The sequence below is a fragment of the Streptomyces chumphonensis genome (assembly GCF_014779715.1).
In the GTDB taxonomy this organism is placed as follows: domain Bacteria; phylum Actinomycetota; class Actinomycetes; order Streptomycetales; family Streptomycetaceae; genus Streptomyces; species Streptomyces chumphonensis.
The window spans coordinates 28110-48723 of record NZ_JACXYU010000009.1; the positions used below are offsets into that span (position 1 = coordinate 28110).

The following is a 20614-nucleotide window of genomic DNA, read 5'->3' on the forward strand; positions in this document are numbered from 1 at the left end:
ATCGGTTCCCTCCCATAGCGGTCAGGCACCCTCGACAGAACATTGTGAGAGGGGTCACCCTGTCATTCATCCACGCGGGGAGGCATGGATGGGCAGGAGCCGCAGAACCATTCCGGAGGAGCTGCTGCTGCTGGCTCTGGACCCGGCCACGGGTACCACTGCACAGCCGCAGTCGCTAGACCTCGGCCTCGCCGGAGCACAGCTCGTCGAGCTGGCTCTGGCCGGGCGAATAGCCCCAGATGGGGACCGTATCGCCGTGGTGCTGCCACGGCCGACCGGAGATCCGACACTGGACTCCGCGCTCGAACTGCTGCGCAGGCGCGGCAGTCCCGTGCGCGCCGTCCACTGGATCGGCGGGCCCCGACTGGGGCTGCGCCAGACGTATCTCACACACCTGGAGCGGTGCGGCATGGTGCACGCCGTCAACGGCCAGATGTGCGGGGTGCTGCCGACGACGCGCTACCAGGCCACCGACACGGCCATCAGCCGTGAGATCAGGGCCCGGCTGGACGCGGCGATCCGCACCGGCGTACCGCCGGACCCGCGGACGGCCGCGCTCGCCGCGCTGGCCCACGCCGTCGGGCTGGGCAAGCACCTCTACCCGGGCAACGAGGGACGCTCGTGCCGTTCCCGGCTGCGTGACCTGATCCGGCACGACCCCATGGGCGGGCTGGTCGCGCACGCGGTGATGGACGTGCAGAACGGCGCGGCGGGTTCCCGGCGCGCGGCGGCCGCCTCGGGCGGCGGCGCCGCCCCCCGGGGTGCTCCGGTGGTCTCCGCCGGGGGTGTGCCCGCGCAGCCCCGGCGGGCGGGGATGGTCCGCGTCGCCGGCGTCCGCTGAGCACCGCACCCTGACCGCCCAGCCGGCACCCGCAGCCACCGGGTGCCGGCGCCGGGCCGTCCGCGACCGCCCGCACACGGGTGCGACCCCGTGCGCGCGTCCCCCTACGGACGGTGGTCGAATTCCGGCAAAGCCGGGGTGCGAACGCTCAGTTACTGGCAGTCTGCTGTGAGCCAGCATTCGGCGAACAGCGGAGGTGCACGGCCGTGGCGTCCAACGTCAACCCCACAGTGAGAAGGCGGCGACTGGGGCAGGAGCTGCGCAGGCTCCGCGAGGAGCGGGGCATGACGGCCGAGGAGGTCGCCGACCGGCTGCTCGTCTCGCAGTCCAAGATCAGCCGGCTGGAGAACGGCCGCCGCAGCATCAGCCAGCGGGACGTGCGCGACCTGTGCAACGTCTACGCGGTGGAGGACCGTCGCATAGTCGAGTCGCTCATGCAGATGGCCAAGGAGTCCCGGCAGCAGGGCTGGTGGCACGCCTTCGGCGACATCCCGTACAGCGTCTACATCGGCCTGGAGACGGAGGCCGCGTCCCTGCGCATCTACGAGCCGCAGATCGTGCCCGGCCTGCTCCAGACGCAGACGTACGCGGAGGCCGTCATCGCCGGGGCCCTGCCCGAGGCGTCGGCGTCCGAGGTGGAGAAGCGGGTCCAGGTCCGCATGCGCCGCCAGCAGCGCGTCTCGGCTCCCAGCCCGCTGCGGTTGTGGGCCGTTCTGGACGAGTCGGCGCTGCGACGCCGGGTCGGGGGCCGGCAGACGATGATCGAGCAGTTGGAGCACCTCTGCGAGCTGTCCCGGCTGCCGCACGTCACCGTGCAGGTGATGCCGTTCGCCATGGGCGCGCACCCGGGCGTGAACGGCCAGTACGCGATCCTGGAGTTCCCCGACACGGCCGACTCCACGGTGGTGTACCTGGAGGGCGTCACGAGCGACCTGTACCTGGAGAAGGCCCAGGACGTGCAGAGCTACAGCGTCATGTACGAGCACCTGCGCGCCCAGGCGCTCAGTGCGGACGACAGCCGGGGGTTCATCCAGGACGTCACCAAGGAGTACGCCCGCGAGTCGGTGTGAGGCCGGCCCCGCGTCGCCGGACCGGACCCCGGCACGCCGGCCGGTATCCGCTCATCGGTCATCGCGGGGCCGAACGGTACACCCCTGCGGCCATCTGCGTAGGCGCTCCCGGTATATGCCACACGGTCGAGTGAACGCTCCCTTCCTCGCTGCTGAGGGCCGAGTACGGTCGATCATGTGCCAGTAAGAAGACTGGCTTCTCACACTGAATCCCTTCTCTCACGACAAGGTGGGACATAGGGAAAGACGGGAGCAGACATGGCAATCCGGCAGGGCAGGACCACGGGCTGGGTGAAGTCCAGCTACTCGGGAGCCAACGCCTGTGTGGAGGTGAGGTCCCCGGTCCGGGCGAGCGTCGCCGTGCGGGACTCCAAGGACCCGAAGGGCCCTTTCCTCGCCTTCGCCCCGGCCTCCTGGACGTCCTTCGTGGGCGCCGTCGACGGGGGAGCGCTGGGTCGGGCCTGAGCGGGCGGAGCGGCCCGTGGTGTGCCCGCGCCCGTCGTCCTCCCGGCCGGACCGCCGTCCCGGCCGAGGGCCGACACCGCCCGGCCCCGGCCCCCGCTCCTCGTGCGGGCGGCGCGCACCGGTCCTCAGGGAGCGGTGCGCGCCGCCCGGAACGCCTACGCGCTGTGGACGAGCTGGATCAGGTTGCCGCACGTGTCGTCGAGCACGGCGGTGGTCACCGGACCCGTGGTCAGCGGCTCCTGGGTGAAGCGCACTCCGAGCCCCCGCAGCCGGTCGAACTCCGCCCGGACGTCGTCCACGGCGAAGGCGGCGGCCGGGATGCCGTCCTCCACGAGGGCGGAGGTGAACGGCTTCACGGCCGGGTGGCCGTCGGGCTCCAGCAGCAGTTCGGTCCCCTCGGGGTCCTCGGACGCCACCACGGTCAGCCACCGGTCCGCGCCCAGCGGGACGTCGGTCTTCTTCGTGAAGCCGAGCACATCGGTGTAGAAGCGCAGGGCCTTGTCCTGGTCGTCGACGAACACGCTGGTCAGGTGGATTCTCATGGTCCGCTCTCCGGTGGTTCGGGGGTGAGCCACCGGGCCGTGACGCGCCGCAGGGGCCCGGTGTCCAGGTCGTGGAACTTGTAGCGGCCCTGGCGTCGTGAGACCACCAGACCCGCCGCCTCCAGGACGGACAGGTGCTGGCTGACCGCCTGGCGGGACGGCCCCGAGCCGTGTTCGCCCGTCAGTCGTGCGCAGATCTCGAACAGCGTCTGGCCGTTCCGTTCCACCAGTCCGTCGAGGATGCGACGGCGCGTCGGGTCGGCCAGTGCCTTGAAGACGTCCTCCGCCATGCCCACCACCATAGGCAAGTAATGACTTGCCTATCAAGTCGGCGCCCCTGACCCGCACCGCCCCGCCCGCCGCCCCTCCCCGGCCTGTCGGTGGGGGCGGCGGGTGCGCCCGGCGCGGGTCAGGGCAGAACGGGTTCGGGGAGCCGGCGGTCGGTCAGCCGCGCCAGGTAGCGCTCGGCGTCGAGGGCGGCCACGCAGCCGGTCCCGGCGGCCGTCACGGCCTGGCGGTAGACGCGGTCGACGACGTCCCCCGCCGCGAACACCCCCGGCACGTTCGTGCGGCTGGACGGCGCGTCCACGCGCAGGTACCCGTCGGCGTCGCGCGCGAGGACGCCCGCGAACAGCTCGCTGCGCGGGAGGTGCCCGATCGCGACGAACAGTCCCGTCGCCGCCCGTTCCTCCGTCTCCCCGGTGCAGGTGTGGCGGAGCGTGAGACCGGTCAGCCCGCGCCCCGCGTCGCCGTGCAGGGCCACGACCTCGCGCTCGAAGGCGAAGGCCACCTTCGGGTCGGTCAGCGCCCGACGCCGCATCGCGCGGGAGGCCCGCAGCTCGTCCCGCCGGTGGACCACGGTGACCGAGCGGGCGTACCGGCTCAGGAAGGTCGCCTCCTCCAGCGCCGTGTCGCCGCCGCCGACCACGACGAGGTCGTGGTCGCGGAAGAAGAACCCGTCGCAGGTGGCGCAGTAGGACACGCCGTGCCCCAGCAGCTCGTCCTCCTTCGCCAGGCCGAGGCGGCGGTGGCCGGCCCCCGTCGCCACGATGAGCGCCCGGGCGCGGTGGGCACGCCCCGACCGGTCGGTGAGCGTCTTCACCTCCCCGGCCAGCTCGACGGCGACGACCTCGTCGTCGACCAGCTCGGCCCCGAACCGCGCGGCCTGCGCCGCCATGGCGTCCATCAGCTCCGGCCCCAGGACGCCCCGGGGGAAGCCCGGGTAGTTCTCCACCTCCGTCGTGGCGGCCAGCGCTCCGCCGACGAAGGCGCCGCCGCGCAGCACCAGCGGACGCAGGTCGGCCCGCGCGGCGTACAGGGCGGCGGTGTATCCGGCGGGCCCCGACCCGATGACGGCGACGTCCCGCACGGCCCCGTCCCGCACGGCCCCGCTCACCGCGCGTCCCCCGTGACGTCGGCCGGCCCGGTGTACAGCAGCAGGTTCCGGGAGTCGGGCCCCGCGTCCCGCACCCGGCCCTCGGTGGCGGCTGCGGCGAGCGCCGCGTCGAGCTCGACCGGCGTCGCACCGGGGTGCCGGGCGAGGTGGAGCGCGGCGGCCCCGGTGACCTCGGCCGTCGCGGCGGAGGTGCCGGTGATCCTGACGTAGGAGCGGTCGCTCCCCGCACCCGCGGTGGTGATGTCGGTGCCGGGCGCGAACAGGTGCGTGCAGTAGCCGTGGTTCGACCAGGCGGGCCGCCGGTCGGTGCGGTCGGTGGCGGCCACGGTGATGGCGGTCGTCTGCCGGGCCGGGGTCGTCTCGCAGGACTCCACGCCCCGGCCCGAGTCGTCCCCGTTGCCCGCCGCCGCCGTGTAGGCGATGCCCGCCGTGGTCATCGCGTACAGCTGGAGGTCGAGCACCGAGCCGGGCGGGCCGGAGAAGCCGAGGTTGACGACGGAGGGACCGTCGGCGTGGGCGGTGATCCAGTCGACGGCGGACATGATGTGCTCCAGCGTCCCCGTGCCGTCGCAGCCGAAGGCCCGCACGGACCGCACCGTGGCGCCCTTGGCGACCCCGGTCCACAGCCCGGCGGCGGTGGCGGCGGACGCGGTGCCGTGTCCGTTGCAGTCCCCGGCGCCGCCGGGCCGCTGCCGTACCGCGTCGTACGCGCCGTGGGCCCGGCCGCCCCAGAACTCCCGGTGCCCGGTCCGGACGCCGGTGTCCACGACGTAGACGTCCACCCCGGCGCCGCCGCGGGGGAAGCGGTAGACGTGGTCGAGCGGCAGGTCGCGCTGGTCGATGCGGTCAAGGCCCCAGGAGGGCGGCGACAGTTGGATGCCGCCGGCGTCGACCGTGTCGGCGGACGTCCCGCTCGCGGCCGGACCCGTCCCGTCGATCCGGCCCGCGACGCGGTAGACGCGGTCGCTGGTGATCGAGTCGACGCGGGTGTCGCCGTAGTAGCCGTCCAGCTGCTCCTCGGTGAGCTCGACGGAGAACGCCTGGGAGGCGGCGTGGTACACCCGGCGCAGGGTGCCGCCGTGCCGGTCGGTCAGCTCCTCGGCCCGCCGGGTGACGGCCTCCTCGGTCGCCTCGGTGCCGTTGACCTCGATGATGTGGACGGTCGCCGACGGGGCGGCGGGCGGAGGGGGCCCGTCCGGGTCGGCGGACGCGGCGGGGGCGGCCGTCAGGGCGGGGAGGGCCACGCCGAGGGCGACGGCGAGGGCCGTCGCGGCCCTGGGCACGTGCTTCTTCATGGGGGGCGAGCCTTTCGCCTGCGCCGCACGCGGGACGTCGGTGCGGCGGCGGTGGGGGGTGGGGGCGGCCCGGACGGGCCGGCGTGCGGGGTGCCGCCGTCGCGGGGCGACGGCGGCACCGATGCGTCACAGCCTGTTCAGCCAGGTGCGCAGGGAGGACGGGCCGTCGAAGCCCACCATGCGGCTACCGGCCTCCCGGCCGCCTTGGATGTTGAGCAGGGCCGGGATGCCGCGCACGCCGTACTGGCGGTACAGGTCCCGGTTCCGGTCGACGTCGACCCTCGCCCACACCCAGGCCCCGTCGTCCTCGGTGTTGTACCGCTGGAGGTACGGCTTCTGCTTCTGGCACCAGTAGCACCAGCTCGCGGTGAAGTCGAGCACGACGGGCTTGCTGTGGGACCACTGCATGACCTGCGCGTAGTTGGCCGCGGTCACGTCGACGACGTTCGGGATCTCGGCGGGGGCGGACGTCGCGGGCACGGGAGCCGGCGCCGGAGTGGCGGCGACGGCCGGGGCGACGGCCCCGCCGAGCAGCACGGCGACGGCCGCGGTGGCGACTGCCAGTCTGCGGTACACGGTGGTTTCCTTTCGTCGGATGGAACGGGAGGGATGTCGCGAGGGGCGGGGAAGAGCTCCGGGTCGACTTCAGCCCAGGGCGGCCTGCGTGGGCAGGCCGTGGGCGACCCAGTCCTCGATGCCCTCGCGGTACTTGCGCACGTGCGTGTAGCCGAGCGACACCAGCCGCGCGCCGACGAGCTCACTGTTGCGGCACGGCACGTTCGCGCAGTACACGACGACGGGGGAGGTGCGGTCCGGCAGGACGGAGGGCGCGAGCTCGTCGGTGAAGCGCGCCGCCCTCTCGTACGGGAAGCCGGGGATGTTGACCGCACCGGGCAGGTGCTGACGCAGGTAGTAGGCCACGGGCATCGTGTCGACCACGACGACCTTCCCGGCCTCCATCTCGGTCCTCAGTTCGTCCCTGGTCACTAGGGGCAGCACGGTGTCCTCCGGCTCTCTCATGCCGTTCGGTCGGGAAGTCGGTCGGGTAGGGCGTCCTGCCGGGCCGGTGGGTTCCGCCGGTGGCGGAGCGTCAGCCCGACCGCCGCGTACAGCGCGAAGGCGGCCACGACGGCGTTGACGGCGGGGATCCCGGCGTCCAGGTACTCCCCGGCGAGCGCGCCGGTCGCCCAGCAGACCAGGGACAGCGGCAGCCAGTCGGGGAGGCGTTCGGGAGGCCGGACGCCGTGCCGGGCGCGCTCCAGCCCGGCGCGGTACCGCCGTACGACGTAGTACTCGGCGATGACGATCCCGGCCACCGGCGGCGCCAGCACGCCGATGGTCTCCAGGAAGCCCGTGAAGTGGTCGGCCATGCCGACGGCCGACAGCGCGGTCCCCGCCGCGCCGATGACCAGCGTCACCGAGCGGCGTGGGACCCGGCGGCCGAAGAGGACGTCGATGCTGTTGACCGTGGCGAGCGCGGAGGAGTAGAGGTTCCAGTCGTTGATCTTCACGATCGCCGTGACGAGGATCAGCGTGCCCAGCAGCCCTGACGAGCCGGTGATGATGCCGACGATGTCGGCGGTGCGGGCGGCGTGGCCGAGCAGCACCGCGGTGAGCCCGATCAGGTACTGACCGAGCGTCACGCCCAGCAGCGTCTGCTTGACGACGTCGGAGGGGCGGCGGTTGAAACGCGTCATGTCGGGGCTCATCAGCGCGCCGAGGATGAAGGCGCCCGCCACCAGCGTCGTGCCCTCCGCCAGGGACAGCGCCGGGCCCGGGGGTGCTCCCGTCAGCAGGTCGTCAAGCGAGTGGCCGACCAGGACGTCCACCACCGACCACCCGGCCAGCAGCAGGAACGCCGGCACGGTCAGGTACGCCGTCCACGCCATGACGGAGAAGCCGTGCACGGAGATGACGGTGACCACGACGCCGCCGACCAGCGCCCAGGCCCATTCCGGCGCCCATCCGGCGAAGTCGTGCATGCCCTGGGCGAAGACGCCGTTCTGGACGCCGAACCAGCCCGCGAGACTGAGCGCCACCAGCATCCCCACGGCGGCCGAGCCCTTGCGGCCGAAACCCGACCAGCGGGCCAGCACCGAGGTGGACATGCCCTCCTTCACCCCGGCGACGCCCATGAGGATCGTGATGACCTCCAGCAGCACCGACCCGACGGTGATGGCGATCACCGCGTCGGTGAACGTCATCCCGTAGCCGAGGACGGCGCCCACCATGAACTGCTGGAAGGAGGAGACCTGTCCGAAGCGCTGCACCGCCACGGAGAACCACGAGTAGCGCGCCTCCTCCGGCACCGGTGTCAGGGCGTAGTCGTCCTGTGCCTCGCCCGCCGCCCCGGCCGGGACGTGCCCGGTCCCGGCCGGGCCGTCCTGTCTTCGTCCGGTCTCAGCCGAGGTCATGGGACGCCTCCCGCCGCACGACGCTCCCCGCCGGCCGCCGCGCTCCGGACGTGTCCCCCGTCGGCTCGCGCACCACCAGGAAGCCCTGGCCCGCCACCGGCCGCCAGCTCAGCTCGTGGCGGTAGAAGCGCTCCAGGAAGGGGACCCGTTCGTGGTAGACGAACAGCGAGGGTCGGTGACCCGCGATGCCTCCGGCGTCGACGAACATCGGCAGCTCGGAGAGGAAGTACCGCACGGCGCTGTGCAGTTGGGCTTCCGTCGGGCTCGTCCCCGGCGGCATCCTCCGGTCCAGCACCCAGTGCGAGGCGTCCAGGCACGCGGCGCGCAGGCCCGCGTCCCGGTCGAAGCGCCGGTACGCCTCGTCCAGCAGGCCGACGTACCGGGGCAGGTGGTGGAGGCGCTCCATCCCGAGGACGAGGGCCGCCGGATTCGCCACGCCCAGGGAACGCAGCGCGGTGGCGATCTTGTTGTGCACGTACTGCCCCTGGCGCTGCGCCTTGTGGCGGGCGCGGTCGGGCGCGTACCCCAGCGTCTCCAGGGTGTACGCGGCCGCGGCGTCCGGCACGAAGAAGTGCGCGGCCCCGAAACGCGTCAGCGCCCACTGCGCCAGCCGACGCAACCGCGGAGTGCTGAAGTAGCTGTTGAACGGACTGACGCCGATGCACACGTGCGTGGCCGAGGGTAAGAGGCTGCCACATCGCTCGGTAAGTGGTTCAAATTCAAACATGTTTCCCCTCGGGCAGTGTTCGGACAGACCCCCCCCTCGCACCACCGGGCCCTCGACCCGTGCGGCGATGAGTGGAATGGTGACCGGCTCCGGCGGAGCTGAATACTGCCGCGCGGCTATGCCACTCCCGCACCTCCCGGCAGAGCAGCGGAGCGTGCCCGTGGGTAAACGTCTGGTGACCGGCTCGTGCGGGTGATTCCGGAAATTCGACCGTGTTCCGCTCAAGCTCTGGTGAACGGCCTGAGGAGAGGCTTAACTCGGGTTATGGACCTGCAATTCCGTCACTTACGCCAGCTGTGCGTCGTCTCCGAAACCGGAAGCCTGAACAGGGCCGCGACGATCCTCGGCGTTCCGCAGCCGGCCCTCAGCCGTCAGATCCGGAGACTGGAGCACCTGTTCGGCGGCGCACTGTTCGAGCGCGACCAGCTCGGCACGCGTCCGACCCCGCTGGGCGCCGCCGTTCTGGAGCACGCGGCCGGCATCCTGCGCTCCTTCGACGACTTCGGGGAGCAGCTGCGCGACTACCGCACCCTGCGCAGCCGGACGCTCCGCATCGGCTGGGCGCACAGCGTCCTCTACGAGCCCCTGCTGAGCTCCCTGCGGCGGCTGGCGTCCGCCGAGCGGCTCCAGATCGTCGCCCCCAACTCCACGCGCGAGCTCCTGACCCTCCTGCGCGCCGGAGAGGTCGACATCGCCCTGCGGGACCACGCCACCACCAACGGACCCGTCCCTTCCGGCGACGGCCCGATCACCTACGTCCCCTGGGGCGAGTCCGCCGTCCTGCTCGCGGTCGCGGCGGACCGGCCGCCGGCGACCGCCGAACGGCTCACGATGGCGGACCTCGCGGGCGAGGAGTGGATCTCCTGCACCGGGCCCGACGCCTGCGACGAGAAACTCCGCCGGCTCTGCGCCTCCTACGGCTTCGTTCCGCGCATCACCCATGACATCCCGATGTCCGGCCCCCGCGGCCAGGTGATCCGGCACCAGGGCTGCGTGGCCCTGACCCAGGCCCACCGCCCCCCGGAGCCCGGCGTCGTGTACCGGACCGTGGCGGACCTGGACATGACGGTCGTCCACCTGGTGGGCTTCCGCGGCTGGACCGCCGACCTGATGCCGAAACTGGTCTCCCTGCTCTCCGCCGCCCTGCGGGAGCGTGTGCCGGTCACCCCCTCATGAAGGTGGAGGTCCAGGACCTGCGCGTGCTGCGGGCCGTGGCCGACAGCGGCAGCCTGGCCGGCGCCGCCCGCGCCCTCGGTGTCCACCAGGCCGCCGTCACCCGCCGCGTCCAGCACCTCGAACGCGCGACCGGGCTCGTCGTCCTGCACCGCGACCACCGGGGTGCCTACCTCACCGGCGCCGGACGGCTGCTGCTGCGGTGCGCCGACGAACTGCTCCCGCGCATCGACCGGCTGCTGGCCGCCGGCAGCCCCGGCGGCACGCCCGGTCCGACGGCCGAACGCCTGCGCATCGGCGCGGTGCCCAGCTCCGCGCTCCCCCTCGTCACCGCCCGCGCCCAGGCCCTGTTCCCCTCGGCCGTCATCGAGCTCCGGACCGTCACCGGCGCCTACCGCGAGCCGTCGGACGACACCCGGCCGGACGACTGCGGCGCCGCCCTGCTGAGCCTCTTCCGCCTCCAGCGGCTCGACCTCGCGGTGGTCCGGCACTCCGCCGTCCTGGGCGGGCCCCTCCCCGACCCGCTCGACCACGCCGTGCTCGCCGAGGAGAACCTGCTCGTCGGCACCGGTGAGGGGCACCGGTTGGCGCGACGCCCCTCCCTCGCCCTCGCCGACCTGGAGGGGGAGCGCTGCCTGCTCGCCGGGGGCCGTCGGCACGCGGTGCTCCGCCGCCACTTCACGGCCGCCGTGCGACGGGCCGAGGTGGGCGTCGGGCTGCACTGGGCGCCCGACGAGGCCGAGGCGGCGGCCGTCGCCTGCGCGGTCCGGGGCGTGCTGCCCGCCTACCCCTTCCCCGCCCCGGCCGCCGGCGTCGTCTACGTGCCGCTCTCCGACGCCGTCACCCGGCACGAGCTGCTGCTGGTCTGGTCCTCGGACGGCCCGGCCGCCGCCTGGGCCCCCCGGCTGGCGGACACGGTGCGCGCGGCGTATCCCGGCGCGGCCTACCCTGGCGCTGCCGGTCCGGGGTGGCCCGGCGCCTGACGCGCGGACCGGGTGTCGGTCGTCGGCGCGCGTCCCTCGGGGGAGACACGCGCCGACGGGCGGAGGTGGAGACAGGATTCGAACCTGTGTGAACGGCTCTGCGGGCCGTCGCCTCGCCTCTCGGCCACTCCACCGCGGACGGAGGAACCGCCGGGCACCCGCACGAATGCGGCCGCATTCCCCTCAAATGCGGCGCGGTGCCGGTACCGGAAAGCTAGCACCTCACTTCCTTCCGGGGAACACCGAATGCGTGCGGAATTTCTGCGCACGTCCCCCACGCCCGACAGGCGGTCCGCGGAGCTGATTCCGTCATGCCCTTTCGGCACAGGGGTATGCCTTCGCGTCAGGTCGGTCGACAGAAGTCAGCCGGAAAAGCTTGACTGGCTCCGGACGGGGAGAATCCGACGAAACCGGTGGCAGCGTGGCCGAGCACGGGTCCGAAGCGTCAAAGAAATGGTGGGCTTTCGCAGGGCTGGGCACGCTGAGTTTTCTCGGCTGCATCGACCTGACCATCGTCAGCACCGCCGCGCCCGTCATTCAGGACGAGATCGGCGCGACGGTGACCGAACTCCAACTGGTCGTCAACGTCTTCGTCGTGGCCCTGGCCACGGGCATGGTGACGGCGGGTCGGCTGGCCGACGGCCACGGCCGCCGCAGGGTGCTCCTCGCCGGGGCCGTCCTGTTCGGGATCGCCTCGCTCCTGGCGGGTTTCGCACCCTCCGCACCCTGGCTGATCGTCTTCCGCTTCCTCCAGGGCGCGGCCTGCGCCGTGCTGTACACCGCCACCGGGGCGCTGGTCTCGGCGATCTTTCCGCCGCACCAGCGGGGCAAGGCGATCGGCTGGCTCTACGGGGTCAACGGGCTCGGCCTCGCGGCCGGACCCGTGCTCGGCGGCGTCCTCGTCACCTCGGCGTCCTGGCCCTGGATCTTCTGGCTGAACGTGCCCCTCGTCCTGGTCGCGCTGGCCGTGTGCCTGCGGACGGTGCCCGAGTCGTTCGGCGAGAGGCTCACCGGCGGCATGGACCGGGCCGGCGTCGCGCTGCTGTCCACGTCCGTCCCCGCTCTCGTCCTGGGGCTGACGCTCGGTCACACCGAGGGCTGGACGTCACCGGCCATCGTCGCCCTCCTCCTCTACGGGTGCGGCGGCCTGGTCGCCTTCGGCCGCGTGGAGCTGCGGGTGCGGAACCCGCTCATCCGCCCGCGCCTGTTCACGGGGCGGACCTTCCTCGGCGCGGTCACCGCGGACTTCTCGCTGGCGTTCTTCTACTGCGTCGCCCTGTTCCTCATGCCGCTCTACCTGCACACCGTGCGCGGCTTCGACGGGCACACCACCGGCCTGCTGCTCCTGCCCTGCACGGCGGCCGTCGCGGTGCTGTCCCCCCTCGTCGGGCGGCTGGTCGACCGCTTCGGGACGCGCCCCCCGCTCTGCCTGGGCTTCCTGACCTTCGCCCTCTCCGCGCTGCTCCAGACGCGACTGACGCCGACCACGCACCTCGGCTCCCTGATCGCCGCGTTCGTCCTCATGGGCGTCGGCTGGGCGCTCGTCCTCGGCCCCGCCACGGTCGCCGCGCTCTCGGCCGTACCCGGCCACCTGGCCGGGACGGCCGTGGGCGCCTCGTGGACCTGCCACAACCTCGGGGGCGCCCTGGGGCTGGCCGTCGGCATGGAGGTCTACCGGCTCGCGGCGCGGAACGCCCTGGCCGACCGTCTGGCCGAACGGGACCTGTCCGCCGGGCCCTGGGCGCTTCGGGTCGTGGAGAACCCGCAGGACGGCCCGGCCCTCCTCCAGCGGTACACCGGCCTCACGGCCGAGCAGGCGCACGACGTCCTCGCCGCCGTGTTCACCGCCGGCAGCCGTGCCGCGATGGGCCTGCTGCTCGGTGTCGCCGTGCTCACCCTGGCCGTCATCGCCCTCGGGCTGCGCCCGGCTCCGCCCGTGCGGAGCGTGTCGCGCGGCGAGGAGCGCGCGTCGACGACGTCCCGCTGAGCCCGTCGCCGGGCGCACGAAAGGGGGTCGGGAGAGCCGCGGCCTGAGTTGCCCAAGCCGACCGGTCTCCCGACCCCGGTGCCCCGACGAGGGGGCAACCCGCGGCGTACGGACCCCCGTTGCCGTACGCCGCTCGTCTATTTCGTTTTACGCGACGTGGAGAGAGTACGACCTGGGTCACCCCCCTTGTCAAGCTGACTTTACGATAGGGCCGGAGCTCTCCGAGTGCGTAAACTTCATGAGAGAACGGCTGCGGTTCGGACCAGCCGCAGTCGCCGACCACAAGGGGTGATGGGGTGGACAGGGGGTCACCCGGCAACGGGCGCACCATCGCGGAACGGCTGGACCATCTCATCGGGACCATCCACCCGCCGGAGCGGGGGCCGCTCAGCTACATGGAGATCGCCGAGGCGATCAAGCGCAAGGCCGGACCCGACGGGCCGACCGTCTCGCACGCGACCATCCAGAAGATCCGCAAGGGCGAGATCACGGACCCGAAGGTGTCGACGCTCACCGTCATCGCCGGGTTCTTCGGCGTGCCCGTCACGTATTTCTTCGACGACGCCGTGGCCGACCGGGTCGACGCGAAGATCGCGAAGGTCAAGGAACGGGTGGAGCTGACGCGGGCCCAGCGTGAACTGGCCGACATGCTCGGGGACGGCGACGTCCGGGATGTCGCCGTCCGCATGAACGGGCTCTCGGCGGACAGTCTGCGGGCGATCCGGGGCGTGATCGACCAGGCGCGCCGCCTGGAGGGGCTGCCCGAGACGCCCGGCCGCGACACCTGACCCCGTCGCGTCCGGAGGTTACGGGCTTCCGTATTCGGGGGGAAGATACCGAATGCGGAGGAACAATCCTCCGTTATCTGGTTGAACATGAAAACGATTCGTGTCCGAGTACACGTTCTTGACGTGTCATCAGGTGGCGGAATTTGGTCGCCGGACTCCGGCAGAGCCTAAACTCGGAGGCCCTAAGGAGTCCGCATGCCCAAGACGAGCCGCCGTGCCCGCTGCGAGGCCGTCGCCGACGCTCTCGAGCTGCCCCGTCCGTTCGACCTCGACGCCCTCTGCGACCGCATCGCCGAGCGGCGGGGACGCCCCCTGCGCCTGATCGCCCTGGAGGGCGTGCCCGACGGCAGCACGCCCTGCGGCGTCTGGGTCGCCACCGGCACCGCGGACCTGATCTTCTACGAGCCGGCGACCAGCGCCTTCCACAAGCTCCAGATCGTCCTGCACGAGCTCTCCCACATGCTGCTCGGGCACGGTTCCTCGGACGCGGAGCGCCCGGCCTACGTGGCCCGGCTCATGGCGGAGAGCGACACCGCGCCGGTCGAGGACGCCGAGGAGGACCTGGACATGGACCAGCTCCTGCACATCCTCGGCCGTACCAGCTACACCGACGACGAGGAGCGCGACGCCGAACTCCTCGCGACGATCCTCAGCGACCGCGCCGTCAGCACCCCCGCCCCGGCCACCTCGCACGAGGCCGCCGAGGTGCTCGGCCGGCTCAACGACGCCTTCGGGCTCCCCCGACGCTGGTGAGGAGCGCATGGAACTCGCCGTACTGATCCTCCTGTGGGCCACGGTGCTCTGGCGGGCCCCGGCCGCCTTCCGTTCGCCGATCCAGCGCAGCCTGTGGGTGACGTTCGCCACCCTCACCGTCGCCATGACACTCCGGTTGCCCGACGTCATGCTCGCCATCGACGAGGGCACCGGCGTCAACAACCTCGCCACCCTGCTCAAGCACATCCTCGGCATCATCTCGGCCGCCGCGCTGCTGGAGTTCGTCTTCGGCATCACCGGAGGGAGCACGGCCCGGGGACGCCGCCTGCGGCAGGCCCTCGCGGCGATGACGCTGTTCGCCCTCGGCGTCCTGTTCTTCCTCACCCCGCGCACGGCCGAAGCGCCGGACTACTTCGAGAGCAAGGCCGGCGAGGGCGGCGCCGCCACCGCCTACCTCCTGGTCTGGTACGCCTACCTGGGCGGCGCGCTGCTCCTCGCCACGCTGCTCTTCCTCGGCGCCCGGCGGCACGCGGCGGCCGGCTGGCTGCGGGCGGGACTCTGCCTCCTGGGCGCCGGGACGGCCGCCAGTGTCGCCTACGCGCTCGTGCGCGCGCTCTACCTCGTCCTGGCGCTGTGCGGCCAGACGGACGACGGCATGAACGCCGCGTTCACGCACTGGACGGACGTCGCCAAGCACATCGCCATCGTCCTCATCCTCGTGGGCAGCCTGCTGCCCGCCGTCGGCGTCACGTCGCGCGCCGCCCGGCACTGGCGCCGACTCAGGGAACTCGGCCCGCTGTGGAAGGACCTCACGGACGCCGTGCCGGAGGTCGTCCTCCACGAGGAGCTGGGCCGGGGCGAACTGCGGATACGGCTCCACCGCACCGTCGTGGAGATCCGCGACGCGATGCTCGCCCTGGAGCCCTACAGCTCCGCCGAGGACCGGCGCCGGGCCGAGGCCGTGGCCTCTGACAGCGGCCTGGCGGGGGCGGAGCGGCAGGCGCTCGCGGCGGCGTGCCGGATCGAGGCGGCCCGCCGGGCCAAGCTGTCCGGCGTACCGCCGCTCGATCCCGCCCTGCGCGCCGACCCCGCCGACCGCACGGGTGCCGCGCCCCGCCCGGACGAGCCGGGGGAGCTGGGCGACCTGGACGCCGAGGCGGCCCTGCTGTGGCGGCTGGAGCTCGCCCGGCGCCACCCCGCCGTCCAGGAACACACCGCCCGGCACCCGGCCGGCAGCACCCGGAAGGCGGCCCAGCCGTGACCACCTCCGCCGACCGGCCCGCGCGGGCCGGGCAGCCCCGCCCGGACGACCGGGCCCCACGGGCCGACGCGCCCGCCGCCGGACGCCGCTCGGCCGCACGCCTCGTCACCGACGGGTTCGAGCCGAAGAACTGGATCATCGTGCTCACCCTCCTCGTCGGCTGGCGGGTGGACGGCCTCGCGGGCGTGGGGTGGGGCCTGTTCGGGGCGTTCTTCGCCGCCGTGCTCCCCGTCCTGTTCATCAGGTTCGGCGTCCGGCGCGGCCGTTGGGCCGATCGACACGTCGGCGTCCGGCGGCAGCGGCTGCTCGTGATGGTGTTCATCATCGCCTCCGTGACCACCGGCACCCTGCTGATGGGGGCCCTGGGCGCGCCCCCGCCGATGATCGCGCTCGTCGCCGCGATGGTCGCCACGCTCGTCGTCCTGCTGGCGATCACCGTCGCGTGGAAGGTGTCCGTCCACGCCGCCGTGTCCTCCGGGAGCGTCGCCATCCTGGCGCTGGCCTACGGACCGTGGGCGCTGGCCGCCTCCCCGCTGGTGGCGCTGGTGGGGTGGTCCCGCGTCAGGCTGCGGGACCACACGACCGGCCAGGTGCTGGCCGGGAGCGCGCTCGGCGCGCTCGTCGCCGCCGGGACGTTCGCCCTGCTGCGCTGACGACCGCCCCGGCGCCGCACCCGCCCGCCGCGCCCGGCGTCACTCGTCCTCGGCCGGGGGCTCGTCCTCGGCCGGAGGTCCGTCCTCGGCCGGAGGTTCGTCCCCCGCCAGCACGGCCAGCACCGCGTCCCCGAACTTGGCCAGCTTGCCCTCGCCGACGCCGCTGACCGTGCCCAGCTCGGCCGTCGAGCGCGGCGCCCGGGCGGCGATCTCCCGCAGCGTCGCGTCGTGGAAGATGATGTACGCGGGCACGCCCTGCTCCTTCGCCGTCGCCGCCCGCCACGCGCGCAGCGCCTCGAACACGGGCTCCGCCTCCGGGGGCAGCTCGACGGCCGCCGCCCGCCCGCCGCGTGCGGACGCCCTGGCCGGGGCCTTCGCCGTGGCCGCGGGGCGCGGGTCCCGGCGCAGCGCCACCTCGCGCCGACCGCCCAGCACCTCCGCGCTCGCCTCCGTCAGCACCAGCGTCCCGTACTCGCCCTCCACAGCCAGCAGGCCGAGGGCCACCAGCTGCCGCACCACGGAACGCCACTGCGCCTCGCCCAGCTCCGTGCCGATCCCGAAGACCTTGAGGGCGTCGTGGTCGAACTGGATGACCTTCGCCGTCTTGCGGCCCAGCAGGATGTCGATGATCTGGCCCGCGCCGAACTTCTGGCCGCGCTCCCGCTTCAGCCGCACCACCGTGGACAGCGCCTTCTGCGCGGCCACCGTCCCGTCCCACGTCTCCGGCGGCGTCAGACAGGTGTCGCAGTTCCCACAGGGGCCGCTCTCCTCGCCGAAGTACGCCAGCAGCCGCACCCGGCGGCACTCCACCGTCTCGCACAGCGCGAGCATCGCGTCCAGGTGCGCGGTGAGCCGCCGCCGGTGCGCGTCGTCCCCGAGGCCGGTGTCGATGAGCTTGCGCTGCTGCACGACGTCCTGGAGCCCGTAGGCCAGCCACGCCGTCGACGGCAGCCCGTCCCGCCCGGCGCGGCCCGTCTCCTGGTAGTAGCCCTCGATGGACTTCGGGAGGTCCAGGTGCGCCACGAACCGCACGTCCGGCTTGTCGATGCCCATGCCGAACGCGATGGTCGCCACGACGACCAGACCGTCCTCGCGCAGGAACCGGGCCTGGTTCTCCGCACGTACCGCCGGATCGAGCTTCGCGTGGTAGGGCACCGCCGGGACGCCCTGCTGCGAGAGCCACTCCGCCGTCTTCTCCACCGAGGCGCGGGAGAGGCAGTAGACGATCCCGGCGTCCCCCTCGTGCTCGGTGCGCAGCAGTTTCAGCAGCTGCTTCTTCGGCTCGCCCTTGGGCACGATCCGGTACTGGATGTTCGGCCGGTCGAAGCTGGCCACGAAGTGCCGGGCGTCCTGGAGTTTCAGCCGCGAGGCGATCTCCGCGTGGGTGGCCTCCGTCGCCGTCGCCGTCAGCGCGATCCGCGGCACGTGCGGCCACCGCTCGTGCAGCTCGGACAGCATCAGGTAGTCCGGCCGGAAGTCGTGCCCCCACTGGGCCACGCAGTGCGCCTCGTCGATGGCGAACAGCGACACCGTGCCCCGGTCGAGCAGCCGCAGCGTCGACTCCACCCGCAGCCGCTCCGGAGCGAGGTACAGCAGGTCGATCTCCCCGGCCAGGAACTCGGCCTCCACGAGCCGCCGCTCCTCCAGGTCCTGCGTGGAGTTGAGGAACCCGGCCCGCACCCCCAGCGCCCGCAACGCGTCCACCTGGTCCTGCATGAGCGCGATCAGCGGCGAGATCACCACGCCGACGCCCTCCCGCACCAGGGCCGGGATCTGGTAGCACAGCGACTTCCCGCCCCCGGTCGGCATCAGGACCAGGGCGTCCCCGCCGTCCACGACGTGCTCGATGATCTCCTGCTGCGGCCCACGGAACGCGTCGTAGCCGAAGACACGGTTCAGGACGTCGAGGGGGTTGCGCTGCTCAGCCATCCGCCCATGCTAAGAGCGCGGAGCGACACCCGGAGACCACGTCCGGACACCACCGCTCACCCCCGCCGCACCGCCGTCCCCGCGGCACCGCGCGGAGCGGCGGGCGTCCGCGCGCGGGCATAGGCTCGAAGGTGGAGACGAACTCGACGCGCACAGGAGGCCCACCATGTCGGGCGTCAGCCGCAAGAATTTCGACTCACCCGAGGAGGTCCGCCCCTTCGAGCAGGGGACCGGGCACCTCGACCTCGTGAACCTGGAGAGCGGACCGGTGGTGCGCGGCGTCTTCGAGCCGGGCTGGCAGTGGTCCCGGCACGTCAAGCCCATCGTCGGCACGGACAGCTGCCAGAGCCCCCACCTCGGCTACGTCACCGCCGGACGCCTCCGGGTCCGGATGGACGACGGCGAGGAGGTCGAGTTCGGCCAGGGCGACCTGCTGATCGTCCAGCCGGGACACGACGCCTGGGTCGTCGGCGACGAGCCGTGCGTGATCATCGACTGGATGACCAGCCCCACCTACGCCCAGCGCTGAACCCCGCCCTCGATCCCCCTCATCCCGACGCGGCGCGGCCGGGGTTCGGGGTGTCGAGGCCCAGCAGGGCGTCGAAGCGGTGGGAGGCCAGCATGCTCCGGGCGCTGCCACCCCGGTCGGGAGCGCCCGCCGTCGCCATGTCCCCGCTCCAGCCCGCGTCCGCCACCAGCCGCCCCAACACGCGGGTACGGTCCTGCGCATGCCCCCTCGGCACCGGCAGGCCGCCGACCTGGTCCAGGCGGTCCGGGACGTAGTGCCGCACCGCCTCCTCCGCGACCGCCGCACCCGCGCCCCCGTCGACGTGGGCGGCGGCGAACGCCGCGCTGGTCAGCTTCCGGTACAGCGGCATCGTGCGCCGGCCCGTGGAGCGCAGGGACTGCTCGTCCATGACGCGCTTGAGCGCCTGGTCGTAGTCCTCCCGCTCGCCGGTCCGGGGATCGACCGACCCGCCCAGGAAGCGCCGGTAGGCCGCCACCCCCATCGTCCACCCCAACGCCCCCCGGCCGGAGTGGGCCAGGGAGTCCGCCTCGCTCGCCAACTGGAGGGACAGCAGCAGCGAGACGCCCGCCAGGTCGCACCACGCCGGAGCGTCGGCTCCCCGCCCCGCACCCGCCGCACGCCACCGGGGCCCCGCCCAGGCGCGCAGCCGCCCCACCGTCCGGACGACCGCCACCCGGTCGGTGACCAGCACCAGTCCGTGCCGCACGCCGCCCACGGACAGCGCCGCGTCCGCGACGGCCGCGTGCAGGTACGTGTGGAAGTCCCCGAACCCGTCGTCCGCGCCCATCCCCCCACCTCCGCCGGTGGGATCCCCCACCGGCGGCGCCCCGAAACCGTCCGGGCGCGCCCGCAGCCGCGTCCGGCGCCCGCCGAGGCGCCCCTCCTCAGGCGTCCTCAGGCATCCGCCGCGCGGGTGAGCCGGGTCTCCGACGCGACCCGGGTCAGCTTCTCCGGGTTGCGGACGTAGTAGAGGCCCGTGATCCGCCCCTCCCGGACGTGCGCGGCGATCACGCCGTCGACGGCACCGTCCAGCCGCACGAGCAGCGCCGGGTTCCCGTTGACGAGGGTCGGCTCGCCGGTCAGCCGCCCCGCGAACCTGCGCAGGCCGCCCGCGAGCATGCGGGCCACCTTGTCGGCACCGGTGATCGGCCGCAGGGCGGCCTGCCTGACCCCGCCGCCGTCGCTCGTCAGGACGACGTCGGGGGCGAGCACGTCGAGCAGGCCCTGGAGGTCACCGGTCTCCAGCGCCCGCAGGAACGACTCCAGCGCCGCCCGCGTCTCACCCGGCGAGACCACCGCGCGCGGGCGGCGGGCGTCGACGTGCCGACGGGCGCGGTGCGCGATCTGCCGCACGGCCGCGGGCGACTTCTCCACGGCGGCGGCGATCTCGTCGTACCCGACCTCGAACACCTCGCGCAGCACGAACACCGCGCGTTCGGTGGGCGTCAGCGTCTCCAGGACCAGCATCAGCGCCATCGACACGCTCTCGGCGAGCTCGACGTCCTCGGCGACGTCCGGCGCGGTGAGCACCGGTTCCGGCAGCCAGGGGCCGACGTACGCCTCCTTGCGGCGCGCCAGCGTGCGCAGCCGGTTCAGCGCCTGCCGGGTCGTGATGCGGACCAGGTAGGCGCGCCGGTCCCGCACTGCGGCCAGGTCCACGTCGGCCCACCGCAGCCACGTCTCCTGTAGGACGTCCTCGGCGTCGGCCGCCGAGCCGAGCATCTCGTAGGCGACGGTGAACAGCAGGTTGCGGTGGGCGACGAACGCCTCGGTCGCCGGGTCGGCCGCGTACCGGTTCATCTCTCAGTGCCTTTCCCTGTGCACGCACGCCGCGCGGGCCCCCACGC

At 73.2% G+C, this 20614-nt stretch carries 22 protein-coding genes and 1 tRNA gene; 11 read left to right on the top strand and 12 right to left on the bottom strand.

Features of this window, described 5'->3' with window-relative positions; all coding sequences use genetic code 11:
- Window positions 1-88 precede the first annotated feature (88 nt).
- The 3 genes from IF129_RS17135 to IF129_RS17145 all read left to right on the top strand — a co-directional run bounded on the left by IF129_RS17135 (window position 89) and on the right by IF129_RS17145 (window position 2376).
- The gene (locus IF129_RS17135) at window positions 89-841 is read left to right on the top strand and encodes a GOLPH3/VPS74 family protein (RefSeq protein ID WP_191210570.1); all 753 of its coding nucleotides are present in this window, start codon (window positions 89-91) and stop codon (window positions 839-841) included.
- Between the two features lie 206 nt (window positions 842-1047).
- Window positions 1048-1911 carry a helix-turn-helix domain-containing protein gene (locus IF129_RS17140; protein ID WP_191210571.1) on the top strand — a complete coding sequence of 288 codons (864 nt, stop codon included), beginning with the start codon at window positions 1048-1050 and terminating at the stop codon, window positions 1909-1911.
- Between the two features lie 258 nt (window positions 1912-2169).
- Window positions 2170-2376 carry a DUF397 domain-containing protein gene (locus tag IF129_RS17145; protein ID WP_191210572.1) on the top strand — a complete coding sequence of 69 codons (207 nt, stop codon included), beginning with the start codon at window positions 2170-2172 and terminating at the stop codon, window positions 2374-2376.
- Between the two features lie 155 nt (window positions 2377-2531).
- Here IF129_RS17145 and IF129_RS17150 read toward each other — a convergent pair whose 3' ends face one another.
- The 8 genes from IF129_RS17150 to IF129_RS17185 form a co-directional block, all read right to left on the bottom strand.
- Complete coding sequence (locus tag IF129_RS17150; protein ID WP_191210573.1) at window positions 2532-2918, bottom strand: VOC family protein; 387 nt, start codon at window positions 2916-2918, stop codon at window positions 2532-2534.
- Entirely contained in the window at window positions 2915-3208 is a 294-nt protein-coding gene (locus IF129_RS17155) for an ArsR/SmtB family transcription factor (RefSeq protein WP_191210574.1), read from the bottom strand. Before IF129_RS17155 ends, IF129_RS17150 begins: the two co-directional genes overlap by 4 nt.
- A gap of 119 nt (window positions 3209-3327) precedes the next feature.
- The gene (trxB, locus tag IF129_RS17160) at window positions 3328-4314 is read right to left on the bottom strand and encodes a thioredoxin-disulfide reductase (RefSeq protein WP_318153797.1); all 987 of its coding nucleotides are present in this window, start codon (window positions 4312-4314) and stop codon (window positions 3328-3330) included.
- Window positions 4311-5609: a S8 family peptidase gene (locus IF129_RS17165; RefSeq protein ID WP_191210575.1), complete on the bottom strand. Its 1299-nt coding sequence runs from the start codon at window positions 5607-5609 to the stop codon at window positions 4311-4313. Before IF129_RS17165 ends, trxB begins: the two co-directional genes overlap by 4 nt.
- Before the next feature lie 126 nt (window positions 5610-5735).
- Complete coding sequence (locus IF129_RS17170) at window positions 5736-6185, bottom strand: thioredoxin family protein (protein ID WP_191210576.1); 450 nt, start codon at window positions 6183-6185, stop codon at window positions 5736-5738.
- Between the two features lie 69 nt (window positions 6186-6254).
- Entirely contained in the window at window positions 6255-6629 is a 375-nt protein-coding gene (locus IF129_RS17175; RefSeq protein WP_224755126.1) for a rhodanese-like domain-containing protein, read from the bottom strand.
- Window positions 6626-8023: a purine-cytosine permease family protein gene (locus IF129_RS17180; protein WP_191210577.1), complete on the bottom strand. Its 1398-nt coding sequence runs from the start codon at window positions 8021-8023 to the stop codon at window positions 6626-6628. The genes IF129_RS17175 and IF129_RS17180 overlap by 4 nt, the downstream gene beginning before the upstream one ends.
- Complete coding sequence (locus IF129_RS17185) at window positions 8010-8750, bottom strand: tRNA-dependent cyclodipeptide synthase (protein WP_191210578.1); 741 nt, start codon at window positions 8748-8750, stop codon at window positions 8010-8012. The genes IF129_RS17180 and IF129_RS17185 overlap by 14 nt, the downstream gene beginning before the upstream one ends.
- A gap of 264 nt (window positions 8751-9014) precedes the next feature.
- On the opposite strand from IF129_RS17185, the gene IF129_RS17190 reads away from it, so the two are divergent.
- Window positions 9015-9926 carry a LysR family transcriptional regulator gene (locus IF129_RS17190; RefSeq protein WP_191210579.1) on the top strand — a complete coding sequence of 304 codons (912 nt, stop codon included), beginning with the start codon at window positions 9015-9017 and terminating at the stop codon, window positions 9924-9926.
- On the top strand, window positions 9923-10906 hold the full coding sequence (locus IF129_RS17195) for a LysR family transcriptional regulator (protein ID WP_191210580.1): 984 nt from the start codon (window positions 9923-9925) through the stop codon (window positions 10904-10906). The genes IF129_RS17190 and IF129_RS17195 overlap by 4 nt, the downstream gene beginning before the upstream one ends.
- A 63-nt stretch (window positions 10907-10969) precedes the next feature.
- On the opposite strand, the gene IF129_RS17200 is transcribed toward IF129_RS17195, so the two are convergent.
- Window positions 10970-11040: transfer RNA gene (locus IF129_RS17200), tRNA-Cys, on the bottom strand.
- A 287-nt stretch (window positions 11041-11327) separates the two neighbouring features.
- Between IF129_RS17200 and IF129_RS17205 the strand changes: the two genes are divergently transcribed.
- From IF129_RS17205 to IF129_RS17225, 5 genes are all read left to right on the top strand, one after another.
- Window positions 11328-12893 carry an MFS transporter gene (locus IF129_RS17205; protein WP_318153798.1) on the top strand — a complete coding sequence of 522 codons (1566 nt, stop codon included), beginning with the start codon at window positions 11328-11330 and terminating at the stop codon, window positions 12891-12893.
- Between the two features lie 296 nt (window positions 12894-13189).
- A complete protein-coding gene (locus IF129_RS17210; RefSeq protein WP_191210581.1) occupies window positions 13190-13681 on the top strand; it encodes a helix-turn-helix domain-containing protein in 492 nt (163 codons plus the stop codon).
- A gap of 195 nt (window positions 13682-13876) precedes the next feature.
- Window positions 13877-14434 carry a hypothetical protein gene (locus IF129_RS17215; RefSeq protein WP_191210582.1) on the top strand — a complete coding sequence of 186 codons (558 nt, stop codon included), beginning with the start codon at window positions 13877-13879 and terminating at the stop codon, window positions 14432-14434.
- A gap of 7 nt (window positions 14435-14441) precedes the next feature.
- A complete protein-coding gene (locus tag IF129_RS17220; RefSeq protein ID WP_191210583.1) occupies window positions 14442-15656 on the top strand; it encodes an MAB_1171c family putative transporter in 1215 nt (404 codons plus the stop codon).
- Window positions 15653-16309 (top strand): phosphatase PAP2 family protein, encoded by a 657-nt coding sequence (locus IF129_RS17225; RefSeq protein WP_224755127.1) that lies wholly within the window; start codon window positions 15653-15655, stop codon window positions 16307-16309. The genes IF129_RS17220 and IF129_RS17225 overlap by 4 nt, the downstream gene beginning before the upstream one ends.
- Window positions 16310-16348: 39 nt before the next feature.
- On the opposite strand, the gene recQ is transcribed toward IF129_RS17225, so the two are convergent.
- Window positions 16349-18238 (bottom strand): DNA helicase RecQ, encoded by a 1890-nt coding sequence (gene recQ / locus IF129_RS17230; RefSeq protein WP_191210584.1) that lies wholly within the window; start codon window positions 18236-18238, stop codon window positions 16349-16351.
- A gap of 166 nt (window positions 18239-18404) precedes the next feature.
- Here recQ and IF129_RS17235 point away from each other — a divergent pair, with 166 nt between their 5' ends.
- Window positions 18405-18767: a cupin domain-containing protein gene (locus tag IF129_RS17235; RefSeq protein ID WP_191210585.1), complete on the top strand. Its 363-nt coding sequence runs from the start codon at window positions 18405-18407 to the stop codon at window positions 18765-18767.
- 19 nt (window positions 18768-18786) lie between these two features.
- Here the strand turns inward: IF129_RS17235 and IF129_RS17240 are convergent, their stop codons facing one another.
- Window positions 18787-19554 (bottom strand): hypothetical protein, encoded by a 768-nt coding sequence (locus tag IF129_RS17240; protein WP_191210586.1) that lies wholly within the window; start codon window positions 19552-19554, stop codon window positions 18787-18789.
- 107 nt (window positions 19555-19661) lie between these two features.
- Window positions 19662-20567, bottom strand: a complete 906-nt coding sequence (locus IF129_RS17245) for an RNA polymerase sigma-70 factor (RefSeq protein WP_191210587.1) — start codon at window positions 20565-20567, stop codon at window positions 19662-19664.
- Window positions 20568-20614: the final 47 nt, after the last annotated feature.

Bases quoted from the DNA above. Each gene is read 5' to 3' on its own strand.
- IF129_RS17185 (WP_191210578.1), bottom strand. From the start codon at position 8,750: ATGTTTGAATTTGAACCACTTACCGAGCGATGTGGCAGCCTCTTACCC.
- IF129_RS17190 (WP_191210579.1), top strand. From the start codon at position 9,015: ATGGACCTGCAATTCCGTCACTTACGCCAGCTGTGCGTCGTCTCCGAA.
- IF129_RS17235 (WP_191210585.1), top strand. From the start codon at position 18,405: ATGTCGGGCGTCAGCCGCAAGAATTTCGACTCACCCGAGGAGGTCCGC.
- IF129_RS17135 (WP_191210570.1), top strand. From the start codon at position 89: ATGGGCAGGAGCCGCAGAACCATTCCGGAGGAGCTGCTGCTGCTGGCT.
- IF129_RS17155 (WP_191210574.1), bottom strand. From the start codon at position 3,208: ATGGCGGAGGACGTCTTCAAGGCACTGGCCGACCCGACGCGCCGTCGC.
- IF129_RS17145 (WP_191210572.1), top strand. From the start codon at position 2,170: ATGGCAATCCGGCAGGGCAGGACCACGGGCTGGGTGAAGTCCAGCTAC.
- IF129_RS17150 (WP_191210573.1), bottom strand. From the start codon at position 2,918: ATGAGAATCCACCTGACCAGCGTGTTCGTCGACGACCAGGACAAGGCC.
- IF129_RS17220 (WP_191210583.1), top strand. From the start codon at position 14,442: ATGGAACTCGCCGTACTGATCCTCCTGTGGGCCACGGTGCTCTGGCGG.
- IF129_RS17240 (WP_191210586.1), bottom strand. From the start codon at position 19,554: ATGGGCGCGGACGACGGGTTCGGGGACTTCCACACGTACCTGCACGCG.
- recQ (WP_191210584.1), bottom strand. From the start codon at position 18,238: ATGGCTGAGCAGCGCAACCCCCTCGACGTCCTGAACCGTGTCTTCGGC.
- IF129_RS17245 (WP_191210587.1), bottom strand. From the start codon at position 20,567: ATGAACCGGTACGCGGCCGACCCGGCGACCGAGGCGTTCGTCGCCCAC.
- IF129_RS17215 (WP_191210582.1), top strand. From the start codon at position 13,877: ATGCCCAAGACGAGCCGCCGTGCCCGCTGCGAGGCCGTCGCCGACGCT.
- IF129_RS17165 (WP_191210575.1), bottom strand. From the start codon at position 5,609: ATGAAGAAGCACGTGCCCAGGGCCGCGACGGCCCTCGCCGTCGCCCTC.
- IF129_RS17180 (WP_191210577.1), bottom strand. From the start codon at position 8,023: ATGACCTCGGCTGAGACCGGACGAAGACAGGACGGCCCGGCCGGGACC.
- IF129_RS17175 (WP_224755126.1), bottom strand. From the start codon at position 6,629: ATGAGAGAGCCGGAGGACACCGTGCTGCCCCTAGTGACCAGGGACGAA.
- IF129_RS17195 (WP_191210580.1), top strand. From the start codon at position 9,923: ATGAAGGTGGAGGTCCAGGACCTGCGCGTGCTGCGGGCCGTGGCCGAC.